The organism is Azospirillum sp. RU38E, assembly GCF_900188385.1.
Taxonomy (GTDB): Bacteria; Pseudomonadota; Alphaproteobacteria; order Azospirillales; family Azospirillaceae; genus Niveispirillum.
In genome coordinates, this window is the sequence record NZ_FZOI01000003.1 from 407,048 (window position 1) to 421,584 (window position 14,537).

The following is a 14,537-nucleotide window of genomic DNA, read 5'->3' on the forward strand; positions in this document are numbered from 1 at the left end:
GTGCCGGAATGTTATCTTTAATAATGGCCGATGCGCTTTCCGGCCTGCTATTCTCTCGTCGATATATGGGTTTTCAACGATGCGCGGCCGCGAACAAGTGGATGCGATTAGCCTTGCCGGTGCCGGCGGACAGATGGAACAGGATGGATCGCCGGGCCTGCCGCCCGGCACCAGCTTCCGGCTGTTCGTGATGATTCTGGGCCTGCTCTGCATGTTCGGCCCGCTGTCGATTGATATGTATCTGCCGGGCCTGCCGCAGATCGCCCGTGATCTGGGCACGGACCCGGCCCTGGTTCAGCTGACCCTGTCCGCCTTTCTGGGCAGCTTGGGCATCAGCCAGCTGATCTGGGGTCCGCTGGGGGACCGCTATGGCCGGCGGCTGCCAGCGGCGGCCGGCATCATCATGTTCGTCATCGCCTCTATCGGCTGTGCGCTTTCCACCAATATCTGGTCGCTGATGGCCTGGCGCGTAGTGCAGGGGGCCGGCGCCTGTGCGCCGCCCGTGCTGGCCCGCGCCATGATCCGCGACCTGTTCGAACGCAACCGTGCGGCCTCGGTAATGTCGCTGATGATGCTGGTGACGGCGGCAGCCCCCATGGTGGCCCCGATTCTGGGCGGGCAGGTGCTGGTCTATCTGGGCTGGCGCGGCGTGTTTTGGATTCTCTGTGGCTTCGGCGTGCTGTCGCTGCTGGGCCTGCTGTACCTGCCGGAAACAAGATCGCCCGGACAGCACCAGAATGCCGGCATGTTGCGCAATTATCTGACGCTGCTGAGCAACCGCCGCTACCTGGGCTATTCCCTGTCCGGTGGCTTCGTGTTTGCCGGCATGTTCGCCTATATCTCCGGCACGCCCTTTGTTTATATTGAGTATTTCAAGGTCTCGCCGGAGCATTTCGGTTTCTATTTCGGGGCCAATGTCATCGCCATGATGGCGATGAGCGCGGTTAACAGCCGGCTGGTCATGCGTCATGGCCTGGATCGGCTGATGAAGCTGGGGCTTTATGTGACGGCTGCCATCGGGCTGGTGCTGCCGCTGATCGCACTCACCGGCTTTGGTGGGCTGTTCGGGCTGATGGTGCCGCTGTTCTTCTATCTGGGCTGCATGGGGCTGGTGGGGGCCAATGGCATGGCCGGCTCGCTCTCTGTCTTCCCGCATCTGGCCGGGTCGGCCTCGGCCCTGTCCGGGGCCTTGCAGCTTTGCACCGGGGCGGCGGCCGGTGCGCTGGTCGGGCTGTTGTCCGACGGCACGCCGCTGCCCATGTGCCTGGTGCTGGGCGGCTGCGCCATCACCGGGGTGATCCTGCACCGGGTGCTGGTGAAGTAAGCCGGTTCAGTGTTAACACCCGGTGATCGATAGCGGGAACCGGCGGGTTATGGCGACAGGCGGACAGGGTGATCTTCTGGGCGGCGGGCCCGTGGTGCCGGCGGTGCGCCGGGTGCGCGTGCTGCTGCCCCTGCCGCTGGCCGAACCCTATGATTACCGCGTGCCCGAGGGGGTAGAGGCGCCGCCCGGCACCTATGTGGAGGTGCCGCTGGGCCCCCGCCGCCTGTTTGGCGTTGTCTGGCAGGATGATGCCGACCATAACGGCGACCGGGTGGCGGAAACCAAGCTGCGCCCGCTGATCCGCGTCTTCGACCTGCCACCCATGCCGGCGGTGACCCGCCGTTTCATCGCCTGGGTGGCGAGCTACACCATGTCACCGCTGGGCGCGGTGATGCGCATGGCCGTGTCAGTTTCCGCCGCACTGGAGGAACCACGCGCGCTCACCGCCTATATGCGCAGCGAAGGCGAGTTGCCGGACGGACTGCGCCTGACCCCCGCCCGCAAGCGGATTCTGGAATTGCTGCTGGACGGGCCGCCACGGCTGGCCGCCGATCTGGCCAATGATGCCGGTTGCGGCCCCGCCGTGGTGCGGGCACTGGCCGATGCCGGGGCCTTGACGCCGGTGCCCATGCGGGCCCTGCCCCGCTTTCCGGTGCCGGACCCGGATGCCGCCGCAAAGGAACTGTCGGAGATTCAGCGCGCCGCCGCCGATGATCTGACCGCCAAAGTGTCCGCTGGCGGCTATAGCGCCACGCTGCTGGATGGCGTCACCGGTTCCGGCAAGACGGAAGTGTATTTCGAAGCGGTGGCGGCCGCCCTGCGTGCCGGCAAACAGGTGCTGGTGCTGCTGCCGGAAATCGCACTTTCCAGCCAGTGGCTGGACCGGTTCGCCGGGCGGTTCGGTGTGCGCCCCGCCGAATGGCATTCCGAACTGGCCCCGCCCCTGCGCCGCCATACCTGGCGCGCCGTGGCCAATGGCGAGGCGCGGGTGGTGGTGGGCGCACGCTCGGCCCTGTTCCTGCCCTATCCCGATCTGGGCCTGATCGTGGTGGATGAGGAGCATGAGGCCGCCTTCAAGCAGGAGGAAGGCGTCGTCTATCACGCGCGTGACATGGCGGTGGTGCGGGCGCATCTGGGGCAGATTCCCATCCTGCTGGCCAGCGCCACGCCCTCGCTGGAAACGCTGGCCAATGCGGAGACCGGCCGCTATGCCCGCATTGATCTGCCGGCCCGCCATGGTGGGGCCCAGATGCCCGATGTCACCCTGATCGACCTGCGCCGCAAGGATGCCGCCCCGCCGGCCCGGCAATGGCTGTCCCCCATTCTGCGCAACGCGCTGGCAGAAACCATGGCGGCCGGCGAACAGGGGATGCTGTTCCTGAACCGCCGGGGCTATGCGCCGCTGACCCTGTGCCGGGGCTGCGGCCACCGGCTGCAATGCCCCCATTGCACCGCCTGGCTGGTGGAACACCGGCTGACCCGGCGCCTGCAATGCCACCATTGCGGCTATACCGCCCCCAGCCCCGACCATTGCCCGCATTGCGAGGCGGAAGGCAGCTTCGTTGCCTGCGGTCCGGGCGTGGAGCGGGTGGCGGAGGAAGTGGCCAATCTGTTCCCAGAGGCGCGGGTGGCGCTGATGACGTCGGACACGCTGGCAGGCCCCCGCGCCATGCTGAACGTGATCGAACAGGTACGCGACGGGGCAGTGGATCTGCTGATCGGCACCCAGGTGATGGCCAAGGGCCACCATTTCCCCCTGCTGACCCTGGTGGGGGTGGTGGATGCCGATCTGGGGCTGGGCGGTGGCGACCTGCGGGCGGGGGAACGCACCTTTCAGCTTCTGCATCAGGTGGCCGGACGCGCGGGGCGTGAAAGCCGACCGGGCCGGGTGATGCTGCAAACCCATATGCCCGAACATCCGGTGATGCAGGCCCTGCTGGCCCATGACCGCGACGGTTTCCTGGCGATTGAGGCTGAACAGCGCCGCGCCCTGGACATGCCGCCCTATGGAAGACTGGCCGCCCTGATCGTGTCGGGGGAGGATGAGGCGCTGGTGGACCAGATTTCCAGCCGCCTGGGCCGCACCGCCCCGCGCACGCGGGAGGAATTGACCATCCTGGGCCCCGCCCCGGCCCCGCTGGCCGTGCTGCGCGGCCGGCACCGGCGGCGCCTGTTGCTGAAAGGGCCGAAGAACCTGGCCCTGCAGCCGGTGCTGGCCGACTGGCTGGCCCAGGTAGACATCCCCGCCGCCGTGCGGGTGCAGGTGGATATCGATCCGTATAGTTTTTTGTGAGCGCCAGCGGGCGGAAAGGCTCAGGCGAACAGGGAACGGATGGTTGCCATCGGCAGGAACAGTTTCAGCGGCCGGTCCGTGAAAGGCTGGAACCCTTCCCGGCGATAGAACCCGGCCGCCGCGTCATCCTTGGCATCCACTATGACCGCAAAAGCCGCAATGTCGCTGCGACAGGCGCGGTGAAGCGCATCGGCCAACAGAAAGCGCCCCAGCCCCTTGCCCTGTTGCCCTTGATCAACCGCCAGCCGTCCCAGCAGGATGGCCGGGATCAAGGGATAGCGGGGCAGTCGCTTGGTGATGGTATCCGGTAGTTCGGTCAACAGAATGGAACTGGCGGACAGGGTGTAATAGCCCAGCACCTGATCCGTACCATCCACCAGCACAAAACTGGCCGCCAGATGTTTGCGGGCATCCTGGCCAGCCTGCGCGCGGAAATATCGGTCCAGTGCCGGCACACCGCTGGTGAAACGGTCACGCGGATGGTGGGCGGCCAGCGGCTCCACCCGCAAGGGTCGATCCCCTGCCACGGTGATCAGACGCCCATCGCCTGCCGATAACGGCCCACCGTTTCCCGCAACCGGTCATTCGGGGCCGGCGGATTCAGCAGGGCCTCGACGAAGGCTTCGCTGTCGCGCAGGGACAATTCCAGCCGCTGATGTTCCTCAATGGTCCGCTTGGCCGCGTCCTGCACGCTGGACAGCACAAAATCCGTCAGGCTGCGGCCCTGCAAGGCAGCAGCCTGTTCGATCAGTCGCTTCTGCTCGGCGGTGACGCGGGCTTCCAGCCGCTCGGCACGGGTGCGGGGTGTGGTGACGTTGGGCATGAGGCTAGCTCCCATAGAGAGGATATCGTACGGCCAATTGCCGGCAAAATGAAAGCTATTTTTCAAATTTTTTGATTGCAATACATTACTTTATACATCGATACGCAGGAAATCGCATGATTTTACTGTAAAATCAGCTACAGAATTCAGATATAATTCAGCCTTTGCACTTCTTGCGCGCACTCTGTTGACCCATTCATTTCTAACTTCTCTGTATCTAAAATCCAACAGTCGCACCATATTCTTGTCAATTTCGTTATCAGAAAGCACATCCGTTATGAACAATCTATCTATTGATATATCTTGAAATTTTCTGTGATGGTGTGTAAGATTTCTTTCTTTGAGCTCGCACTCAAATTCCTTTTTAAATCTAGAAATGAATTTTCCAAAATTTGCTTTAGTTTCGGGATTGTATTTTTTTATTTTTTCGAAGTGCTTTTTTGTTCTTTCGGAAAATTCATAGAATTTATTGAAATACATCTCACATACATTAGTGATATGGCTGTACCTCGATATCGGAAGGCCTCTGAAGGGATATCGCCTAAAATAAAATTCCACATTCTTCATATCTAAAATTGAATCTTCTAAATAGAAATATGACATAACAATTTCATGTTGTTTTTCTATTTTATCAGGAAAAATAAATTCATCAATTTCACAAACAGGAACAACACCATCAAAAAACATAGTGGCGTGCATTTTTTTCTTGTTCCATTCCCGCCACCCAGGCACAGAATCAAGACTCGCCATCCACAGACGAATTGCATTATGTATTTCTTGTCTATGCTGTATCGTCATCTTAAATATTACGTCTTAGATTTTCTAGATAGAACCGGGAGCTTTGTGCTCCCGGCCTCAACAAGATCACACCACCCGGATATTCTTGAACTGCCACGGGTCAGACATATCCACATCCTCCGGGAACAGCTTGTTCCGGCCCTCCAGCGGCGTCCAGTCGGTATAGGCACCAACCACCGGCCCCAGATAGGGCATACAGATATCCAGGCAGCGCTGGAAATCCATATCGTCGGCTTCCACGATGCCGCGATCCGGGTTCTCAATGGCCCAGATCATGCCGGACAGGGCCGCCACCGTCACCTGCAGGCTGGTGGCGCTGTTGAACTCCACCAATTCGCGCGCCTCGGCACAGGAAAGCTGGGAACCGTACCAATAGGCTCCCTTCTCGTGCCCGGCCAGCAGCACGCCCAGTTCGTCCACGCCCTCGATGATTTCCTTCATCAACAGGCGCTGGGTTTCCTGCTGCACATAATTCTTGCCGGCGAATTCGTGGATCGATTTCACCGCATCGTCGCAGGGGTGATAGGCATAATGGCAGGTCGGGCGATAGATGGCGTTGCCGGCCTCATCCCGCACCGTCAGGTAATCGGGGATGGACAGGGCCTCGCTATGGGTGATCAGGAAGCCATGGAAGGGGCCTTCCATCGGCGTCCAGGTGCGCACCCGCTGGGTCACGCCCGGCCGGTTCAGGATGATGCCGGCCTGACAGCCATAATCATGCCGGATGCCATCGGGCGGGAACGTCGCCTCATGCGTGCCCCAACCCAGTTCCGCCGGCTGGCAGCCCTCGGAAATGAAGCCGTCGATCGACCAGGTATTGACGAACTCCCCCCGGCGCTTGGGCACGCTGGAAATCTGGGTGTCGCGTTCGGCGACATGGATCACCTTCACGCCCAGTTCCTGCGCCAGCTTGGCCCAGCCGGCGCGGTCCGTCGGCACCGCGACATCGCGGCCGGTATCTTCCGCGATGTTCAGCATGGCCTGCTTGACGAAATGCGACACCAAGCCCGGATTGGCGCCATGGGTCAGCACCGCCGTCGGGGCACTGGTCCCCAACTTTTCCCGCATCGCCAGCGCCGTTTCGCGCAGGGCATAGTTCGACCGCTGGCTCGGCGTCAGGCTGGGATCGGTATAGCCGCCGGGCCAGGGCTCGATACAGGTGTCCAGATAAAGCGCGCCCTTCTCGGCGCACAGTTCGACCAGCGAGACGGAGGAGACGTCAACCGACAGGTTGAGCAGGAAATCCCCCTTGTTCAGCAATGGTTCCAGGATGGAACGATAATTCTCGCGGGTCAGCGGGTTCTTGACGAACTTGATGCCGAAATAGTCAGCCTCACCGTGTCCACGCTCGTCCGCCGTGACGATGGTGATGTTCTGAGGTTTGATTTCGATATGCCTCAGAATCAGGGGCAGCACGCCTTGGCCTATGCTGCCGAAACCGACCATCACAAGACGCCCAGGAAGGGCACAATGCTTCTGATATTGGGTCATTTTCGCTTTTGCTCCGGGGCTATTACCCGCCTATGGGTGCCTCTTGGCTTGTGGTAGTTGACGGTTCAGGGTGAACGCAGACAACAGGAATGCACGGCCCCGACCGTGTGGTCGGAGCCGTGCTGTGGTTAACTTGTGACCATAGAGTGACCTAAGCGGCCATTTCTGGCAACTGTGGCGCGATGGCATGGCCCGGCGTGGCCAGCAGCGGGCTGTCCACCACCTCCACCAGACGGGCCTGATCGAAGCCGTTGAACTCCGTCCGCAGGGTGGCGCCATAGGCACCCAGCTGGCCGATTTCGATCCAGTCGCCTTCCTGAATATCGGCCGGCAGCAGGAAGGGGCCCTTCATGCGGTCGGCACTGTCACAGGTGGGGCCCCAGAAGCTGAAAGCCACCAGATCGGCATCGCTGCGGCGAATCAGCCGGCAGGGAAAGCGGAAGGCCGGCACCCCGGCATCCGACAGGCTGCCATAGACGCCATCATTGATGAACAGCTCATCCCCGCGCCGGCGTTCCACCTGCACCACCACCGAACCGCCGCCGGCCACCAGGGCACGGCCCGGTTCGCACCAGATGCGGGTGCCGGCGGGCAGGTCCAGCGCCTGCACGCCACGGGCGATGGCATCCATGTAAAGCCGCAGGTCGGGCGGGTCCATATCCGGATAGCTGACCGGGAAGCCGCCACCCACATCCACCACATCAATGGCGACCCCAGCCGCCTGGATGACGCGGCCGGCAATGGCCAGCCCCACCTCGTAAGCGGCCGGGTCCATCATCTGGCTGCCGACATGGAAGCAGATGCCCAGCCGTGCCGCCCGCGGGCGGGCGCGGCGCAGCAATTCGACCGCCTGTTCCAGCGTGGCCCCGAACTTGCCGGACAGATCATAGGCCGCCGCCGACTTGGGCATGGCCAGCCGGATGAACAGGCCCAGATCGGCCGGCGCCTTGCCGGTGACGGCCAGGATCTTGTCCAACTCCTCCTGGCTATCCAGGGAGAAGTCGCGCACGGCGAATTCATTCCACGCCTTGGCGATGGCAGCACGGTTCTTCACCGGATGCATGTAATGGATCTGCGCATCGCTGAACATCTGGCGCACGACGCGGATTTCCGCCGGCGAGGCGCAATCGAAATGACGCACACCACCGCGATAAAGCGCGCGCAGGAAGGCCGGATCTGGGTTGCACTTCACCGCATACAGCACATCGCCGCCCGTGGCCGCCCCGAACAGATCGATGAAACGGCGGGCGGTGCTGACCAGCACCTGCGGGCGGATGCAATGCATCGGCTCCGCCGGCTGCAAATCCGCCACCATCCGGTCGACGGTGGGCAGAGTGGCCGGACGGGTGAACAGGTTGCGACGCAGCGGTGCAACGGCGGAACGGAAGCGGATATGCGCCATGACAAAATCCCCGCTGCCGCCCGGCCCGTTCAGGGCTGCCGGACGGCATGAAAAACTGGATCAGGCCCGCGAATGGCGCAAAGCCAAGCGGTGCCGGGTGCGGTGGGGAAAGGGTCTGGCGTCGCGTCGTGATTGCCGGGTCGATCCTGCGGCCCCGATGGGGATGGCAGTGAACCTCAAAGCGTCAACAGACGAGAGAAACCAGAGAAGGCCTCAGCCTAACATGGCCCCTTTGGGCATAACGGCGTTCATATCGACTTCCCTCTCGGGACCGGCCCACGGTTGACCGGTTCTGCCAAAAAGGACGCCTGACGTCGTTGCATAAACACCAGGGGCAGCGCCAGGATGGCGGATGCCGCAAGGGCCAGGGGCACGTGCGGGTGCGTCTGATGCTGTTATTTATGCAAATGGCTGCGGGACGCAAGCATCTTTAAGGTCAGGACAGAAAATTTCACAATTCCCCGGCGCATGGGCCCCATGCGCCGGGACTGCCCTGATCATTTCACTTTCACAATGACCCAGATGGCGTGGATGATGCCGGGGATATAGCCCAATATCGTCAACAGGATATTCAGCCAGAAATGCATCCCGAACCCCACCTGTAAAAACACGCCCAGCGGCGGCAGCAGGATGGCAAGGATGATGCGGAGGAGGTCCATGGCATAGCCCTTTCGCGTTGAAGCCTTTGTTTGCTAACGGATGAGCGTCGCACCGGTTCCCGCAGGCTCAAGCCGCCGGCTTGGGCTGCCAGATATCCGCCGCGTCCCGTTCATACCGTTCCCGCACGGCGGCCCAGGCGGCCAGTTGAGCGGCATCATCACGGCCGGAATGAACGATGTCCGGGTCTTCCGGCTCCTGCCAATCATCCCAGGCGGCGTTATAGGCCTGACGGAAAATCGCCTGGGCCGGCGCCGGCAACTGGTTGCGCACGCTGTCGGGCAGGTCAGTCTCGCTCTCATAGCGCATGGGGATCTCCATCGACAAAGCTATGGTGACAAAACCCGGCATCGCTGCGGTGGTTCCCACCGCCCCCCTGTGCGCTGCCCCGGCCCGCACCCATATCTGGATCATGACAAACCGCATCCACCTCCTTGGCCTGATGCTGGCCCTTGGCCTGCTGGCGGCCCCCGCCCTGGCGGACAACCCGCTGCTGAGCCCGGCCCCCGGCACCACGCCCATTCGGGGCCCGTCGGCCCTGTCGGTGGAGCGCGACCGCGCCCAGGCGGACAGCCTGCGCACCCGGTCGGAGGACCGGTCGCTGGGTGTCTTGCCACCGGACCCGATGCAGCAGCGGGAGGCCACCAGCAACCGTCTGCAGGCCGACCAGATCACCCGTTCGCTGCAAGGGCCGGGTGCGGTGCCGATGACACCGGGCGATGAAGCCTTGCGCAACAGCCTGGGCCAGGGCCAGCCCCTGCCGGGGGCAGATATGCCGGCCCCGCGCATCAGCCACGGCCGGGCGCCGGGCAAACCGTCGCCGGTGCAATCCTCCCCGGTGCCGGATCGCAAGCCGGTGCCACCGGGGGAGTGACGTTCACTTGCCAGGGTGAGCCGACGAATCCTTGTTCCTAGTAAGGAATTCCCTTACCTTTTCAGCCAAGGGCTATCCTTACCAGGGGTGATCATGATCACCAGCAAACTGGCCAGCAAGGAGCAGACCGACGATCCCTTTGCCACCTTTGGCGAATGGGACAGTGATGCCGATCGGCGGGCCTATGCTGGACTTTGAAGCCTGGGATATCATCAAGGTTCCCTTTCCCTATACGGATCGTCCGGTCCGGGAACGCCGTCCGGCGATGTGGCGATATCCGATCTGGGACAAGCCGGCCTGCCGGCGGAATCCGTGGTACGCACGGCCAAGATTGCGACCATAGAAGCCAAGAAAGCCGAACGCATCGGCAGCTTGCTGATACAGGATCGCGTCGGCGTGGCGCAGCATCTGGCGCTGGAACTGGCGCACGCAACGCACTGATGCGTCCCCATTGCTGCAAGTGGGGGCACATGATCCCACGCCGCACCGGCCCCATTCCCCATCACCCCTCTATCGCCATCGCGGAGGACGGAGATGCAGGCGAGCTTCCTGCGCGCTCGAAGTCCTGGGCCTGCTTGCGTGGCGAGGCCATTCGCCTTATATTCTAAGGGTCGCCGGGGTGGTGCCACCCGCCCCGGCGACCCTTAGAACTGGATCGTGATCCGCAGCTTCACGCCGAGGAACGAGATTTCCAGTTCAAAGGAGCTGGGCTGTTTTAGTCCGAAAATCCCGGTTGCTCCTTCGTGTGACGGGGGGTGGCCTATCCGCCCCCTACAACGCCACGAGGAGATAATAGGCAAGACGCCACTCTCCCCAGAAGGGAAAAGCTGGCGTCTTGCCTATTCTTTTATATGCGGAAGTGCGACACGGTTCGCCGATTAGCTGTTATACACCCCGCCTTCGCCGGCGGGGACGCAGGGCAGCCCGCCCCTTCCCAACCCCACCCCATTGCTGTAGGCAGGGAGCAGAATCCCCGCCCAGCCCCGGACGTCTGCCCCATGATCCCCATCACCCCCTATATTTCCATCGCGGAGGAGGAGCTGCAGGAGAGCTTCCTGCGCGCCGGGGGGCCGGGGGGGCAGAATGTCAATAAGGTGGAAACGGCGGTGCAATTGCGCTTCGACGTGGCCAATTCCCCGTCCCTGCCGGACTGGCTGAAACAGCGGGTGCGCGGGGTGGCCGGGCGGAAGCTGACGGCGGAGGGCGTGCTGGTGCTGGTGGCCCAGGCCCACCGCAGCCAGGAGCGGAACCGGGAAGAGGCCAAGGAACGGCTGGTGGAGATTTTGGCCAAGGCGGCGGAACGCCAGGCGCCGCGCCGGGCCACCCGCCCCACCAAGGCGTCCAAGGTCCGCCGGCTGGATGAAAAGGGCAACCGCGCTGGCATCAAGAAGATGCGCGGCAAGGTCGGGCTGGATTGAGATGATGCCGCATTATGATGTCGTGATTGCCGGCGGTGGGGCCGCCGGCCTGTTCGCCGCCATTTTCGCCGGACGACGCGGTCGCCGCGTATTGGTGCTGGACCATGCCGAGAAGGTGGGATCGAAGATCCTGATCTCCGGCGGCGGGCGCTGCAATTTCACCAATCTGGACGCCAAACCTGACCGGTTCCTGTCGCAGAACCCGCATTTCTGCATCTCCGCGCTGAAACGCTACAGCCAGCATGATTTCATCGCCCTGGTGGATCGCCACGGGGTGAAATGGCACGAGAAGAAGCTGGGCCAGCTGTTCTGTGATGATGGCGCCAAACAGATTGTTGATCTGCTGCTGGCTGAATGCGCCGATGCCGGGGTGGATATCGCCACCCAATGCCGCATCGACAAGGTTTCCCCACAGCCCGGCGGCGGCTTTGCGCTCGCCACCAGCCGGGGGGAGATCACGGGCGACAGTTTCATCCTGGCCACCGGCGGTCCTTCCATCCCCAAGATGGGGGCGACGGATTTCGCCTTCCGGCTGGCGCGGCAATGGGGGCTGGCGCTGGTGGAGCCGCGCCCGGCCCTGGTGCCGCTGACCTTTGCCGACCGCGACCTGGAAAAGCTGCGCGACCTGTCGGGCGTGCCGCTGGAAGCCACCGTCACCTGTGGCAAGGGCCGTTTCCGCGAGGCGCTGCTGATCACCCATCGCGGCCTGTCCGGCCCCTCCATCCTGCAAATTTCCTCCTATTGGCGGGAGGGGTTGGATGTGACCATCGACCTGTCACCCGATCTGCCGCTGGCCGAGCATCTGAAGGGGCTGAAGCGGACAAGGCACAAGGCAGAGCTGCGCACCATCCTGGGCGAATTGCTGCCCCGCCGCTTTGGGGAGCGGCTGTTTGAAACCGACCTGATCGGCCCGCAGCCGCTGACCAGCCGCCCGATGGCCGATCTGCGCGATGCCGACCTGACGGCCCTGGCCCAGGCGCTGCACCAATGGCGCGTCAGCCCCAATGGCACCGAGGGCTATCGCACAGCCGAGGTGACGCTGGGCGGCGTGGATACGGCCGAGCTTTCCTCCAAAACCATGGAGGCGAAAAAGATCCCCGGCCTTTATGTGGTGGGGGAAGCGGTGGACGTTACCGGCTGGCTGGGCGGCTATAATTTCCAGTGGGCCTGGTCCAGCGGCCACGCGGCCGGCATGGCTGCCTGAGTTACGTTCCAACCTGTACAGCCGGGGGACGATCTCCACCTGGCCGGCTCCTGCGTGGTCATAGCCACACCTAAAACAAGCCGCCCGCTCAAGGACTCTCAGCGGAAAGGCCATATGACGCGCAAATGCTGACGCGTTGCTCCGTCAGTTTCTGGGCGATGCGCTGTATTGCCATCTGTGTGCCCCCTGTGGACGCTTGCTTGGGCGCTGGCATTGATGTATTTTTTCATCAAAATTGATGCGAGGCATCCATGCGAACCACGATTTCGGTTGATGATGCGCTCTATGAGCAGGCGCTGGAATTCGCCGATCCAGATGTGTCCAGTGCGTCGGACCTCGTGCGCGAGGCGATCAAGGTCTATGTGCGGGTGCAGGCTGCGAAACGCTTGGCTGCCCTGGGTGGTACGGTTCCGGCCATGCAGGACATTCCCCGGCACAGGGATCCTGTGACCCAATGAACGTGCTGATCGACACCTCGGTTTGGGTTGACCATTTTAGAAATGGAAATCCCGCCTTGGTCGATCTGATTGAGGCGGACTTGGCTCTGGTTCATCCCATGGTGACGGCCGAACTGGCCTGTGGAACGCCGCCACAACCACGCGCGGGTACCTTGCGCAGCATCGCCATGCTTCGACCCTGCAAGCAGGCCACCCTTCGTGAGGTCATCGATTTCATCGAACGGGAGCGTCTCTATGGCAGGGGCTGCGGCTTGGTCGATATGTGCCTGTTGGCCTCAACATTGATCACCCCCGACGCCAAACTATGGACACTCGACAAACGCCTCGCAGAAATCGCCAGCCAGTTCGATGCAGGTTTTCAACCGGTAAAGCATTAGGATGATGAAGCGGCTGCGAAAGCTGCTGATCTGGTCCTAAAGTGAGGTAATTCATACCATAGAGTCTGTCCGGAAAGTTTCACATTATCTCAACGTCTTACACGTCTTATCTTCAAATGCTACCGTCACCCATGCTGCGGCCGGGGCCCAGAATCACAGGCGCTTTGCTCTACGAAACTGGACCCCGGCCTTCGCAGGGGTGACGGGATTAAACCATTAACATGTTGAGAGAGAAGGAAAAGTTTTCAGACGAACTCATAGAGAACATGATGGCATACCAACCCGCCTGAAGGTTGATCTTTGGGCGGGTTGCAGACCAGCAACCGCCGGCTCAAGCCCGGCGGAACCGTTCGATCTTGGCGATGCGATAACCCTGGCCGGAGGGGAAGCGTGGTTCCGCCCGGTAGCGCGCATCGCGGTCGGTGGCACCGGCGATCAGATAGGTGCGGCCGGCCGCCCATTCCATGCTGGTGGCCACCGGAACACCCGGTCCATTGCCAGCGCCCCCATTGAGGATCGTCACTTCCCATAATTTCGCCTGGGTCAGCGTGGCGCGGTCAACCAGGAACAGGCGTTGCTTGGGTGCCTCCTCCAGGGCGGCCAGGGCCGCTTCCTGCTGCGCCTTCTCATCACTCAGGCGCATCACCTCTGCCTGGGCGCTGGCCAGTTCATCGCCCACCTGCGACAGCAATTCGCCCAATGTGTTGCACGCCACCTCCAGCTGGTGATGCTCCTCCTCCAGCGTGCGCATGTCACGCTGATGCTGCACCACATCCCCTTCGATCTTGCGCAGCACGGCGGCGGCATAGGTGATGGAGACCAGAATCAGCAGGATCAAGCCGACATGGATGAACATGCGCGCCCCCGCCCCTATTCCGCCGCCATGATACCCGCCGGGGGCGGGATGGGACGCGACGGGCTGAACCCGGCATCGGCCGAGAAGGTGGCGCGCAACATCTTGCCCGCCTCATCGGCATTGTCCGCCCAGATTTCCACCAGATGGCGGACATTGCGCAGCTTGCAATCCTTCACCAGCGTCTGGCCGATAGTGAAACTGCTGGCCAGGGTCATGGTGGATTGGAAGAGCTGGCGGCCACCCGCCGGCTCCCCCAGCTCATGCACGATGACGTAATTATCCTGTTCGGCCTGCTGCACCCGGCGCTTGGCCTCCGCCAGCTGGTTAGCCATGGCCTTGCGGTCCACCTCCGCCTGGCGCACCCTTTCCTGGGCCTGGCGGTAATTTTCCTTCAATTCTTCCTGCTTGCGGTGAAGCTCCCGGTTGCGCTCCTTCTGGCGCAGTAATTGCGCACGCCTGGAATAGAACAGCACCTGCCGGACGAGCGCGATGCTGACCGCGCCGATGGCGGCCAGCAGGGCGACGACGAACAGGGTGAGATTGACTTCCAACGGGGCAACCT

Annotated in this window: 17 protein-coding genes; 8 read left to right on the top strand and 9 right to left on the bottom strand. The window is 62.5% G+C overall.

Annotation, left to right across the window (positions count from 1 at the left end):
* Positions 1–79 precede the first annotated feature (79 nt).
* Both CHB97_RS09330 and CHB97_RS09335 read left to right on the top strand, forming a co-directional pair.
* Positions 80–1,324 (top strand): Bcr/CflA family multidrug efflux MFS transporter, encoded by a 1,245-nt coding sequence (locus CHB97_RS09330; protein ID WP_244559473.1) that lies wholly within the window; start codon positions 80–82, stop codon positions 1,322–1,324.
* A 49-nt stretch (positions 1,325–1,373) separates the two neighbouring features.
* Positions 1,374–3,617, top strand: a complete 2,244-nt coding sequence (locus CHB97_RS09335; RefSeq protein WP_089287680.1) for a primosomal protein N' — start codon at positions 1,374–1,376, stop codon at positions 3,615–3,617.
* Between the two features lie 20 nt (positions 3,618–3,637).
* Here CHB97_RS09335 and CHB97_RS09340 read toward each other — a convergent pair whose 3' ends face one another.
* From CHB97_RS09340 to CHB97_RS26350, 7 genes are all read right to left on the bottom strand, one after another.
* Positions 3,638–4,120, bottom strand: a complete 483-nt coding sequence (locus tag CHB97_RS09340; protein ID WP_244559477.1) for a GNAT family N-acetyltransferase — start codon at positions 4,118–4,120, stop codon at positions 3,638–3,640.
* A gap of 29 nt (positions 4,121–4,149) precedes the next feature.
* Complete coding sequence (locus tag CHB97_RS09345) at positions 4,150–4,440, bottom strand: DUF1778 domain-containing protein (RefSeq protein WP_089287682.1); 291 nt, start codon at positions 4,438–4,440, stop codon at positions 4,150–4,152.
* A gap of 90 nt (positions 4,441–4,530) precedes the next feature.
* Positions 4,531–5,238, bottom strand: a complete 708-nt coding sequence (locus tag CHB97_RS25870) for a hypothetical protein (protein ID WP_143270808.1) — start codon at positions 5,236–5,238, stop codon at positions 4,531–4,533.
* 66 nt (positions 5,239–5,304) lie between these two features.
* Positions 5,305–6,729 (bottom strand): homospermidine synthase, encoded by a 1,425-nt coding sequence (locus CHB97_RS09350; protein WP_089287683.1) that lies wholly within the window; start codon positions 6,727–6,729, stop codon positions 5,305–5,307.
* Positions 6,730–6,880: 151 nt separating this feature from the next.
* On the bottom strand, positions 6,881–8,131 hold the full coding sequence (locus tag CHB97_RS09355) for a type III PLP-dependent enzyme (protein WP_089287684.1): 1,251 nt from the start codon (positions 8,129–8,131) through the stop codon (positions 6,881–6,883).
* A 497-nt stretch (positions 8,132–8,628) separates the two neighbouring features.
* Positions 8,629–8,790, bottom strand: coding sequence for a YqaE/Pmp3 family membrane protein (locus CHB97_RS09360; RefSeq protein WP_089287685.1), 162 nt, complete (start codon positions 8,788–8,790; stop codon positions 8,629–8,631).
* A gap of 67 nt (positions 8,791–8,857) precedes the next feature.
* Entirely contained in the window at positions 8,858–9,202 is a 345-nt protein-coding gene (locus tag CHB97_RS26350) for a ChaB family protein (protein ID WP_160105722.1), read from the bottom strand.
* Between CHB97_RS26350 and CHB97_RS26355 the strand changes: the two genes are divergently transcribed.
* From CHB97_RS26355 to CHB97_RS09390, 6 genes are all read left to right on the top strand, one after another.
* Positions 9,201–9,662 (top strand): hypothetical protein, encoded by a 462-nt coding sequence (locus tag CHB97_RS26355; protein WP_160105724.1) that lies wholly within the window; start codon positions 9,201–9,203, stop codon positions 9,660–9,662. The genes CHB97_RS26350 and CHB97_RS26355 overlap by 2 nt on opposite strands.
* A 267-nt stretch (positions 9,663–9,929) precedes the next feature.
* Entirely contained in the window at positions 9,930–10,103 is a 174-nt protein-coding gene (locus CHB97_RS09370) for a hypothetical protein (RefSeq protein WP_200819875.1), read from the top strand.
* Positions 10,104–10,660: 557 nt separating this feature from the next.
* Entirely contained in the window at positions 10,661–11,080 is a 420-nt protein-coding gene (arfB, locus tag CHB97_RS09375) for an alternative ribosome rescue aminoacyl-tRNA hydrolase ArfB (RefSeq protein WP_089287687.1), read from the top strand.
* 4 nt (positions 11,081–11,084) lie between these two features.
* On the top strand, positions 11,085–12,284 hold the full coding sequence (locus tag CHB97_RS09380) for an NAD(P)/FAD-dependent oxidoreductase (RefSeq protein WP_089287768.1): 1,200 nt from the start codon (positions 11,085–11,087) through the stop codon (positions 12,282–12,284).
* 251 nt (positions 12,285–12,535) lie between these two features.
* Positions 12,536–12,742, top strand: a complete 207-nt coding sequence (locus CHB97_RS09385; RefSeq protein ID WP_089287688.1) for a type II toxin-antitoxin system VapB family antitoxin — start codon at positions 12,536–12,538, stop codon at positions 12,740–12,742.
* On the top strand, positions 12,739–13,119 hold the full coding sequence (locus tag CHB97_RS09390) for a type II toxin-antitoxin system VapC family toxin (RefSeq protein ID WP_089287689.1): 381 nt from the start codon (positions 12,739–12,741) through the stop codon (positions 13,117–13,119). Before CHB97_RS09385 ends, CHB97_RS09390 begins: the two co-directional genes overlap by 4 nt.
* Before the next feature lie 331 nt (positions 13,120–13,450).
* Here the strand turns inward: CHB97_RS09390 and CHB97_RS09395 are convergent, their stop codons facing one another.
* Complete coding sequence (locus CHB97_RS09395) at positions 13,451–13,975, bottom strand: hypothetical protein (protein ID WP_089287690.1); 525 nt, start codon at positions 13,973–13,975, stop codon at positions 13,451–13,453.
* Positions 13,976–13,989: 14 nt separating this feature from the next.
* The gene (locus CHB97_RS09400) at positions 13,990–14,526 is read right to left on the bottom strand and encodes a hypothetical protein (protein WP_089287691.1); all 537 of its coding nucleotides are present in this window, start codon (positions 14,524–14,526) and stop codon (positions 13,990–13,992) included.
* Positions 14,527–14,537 lie beyond the last annotated feature (11 nt).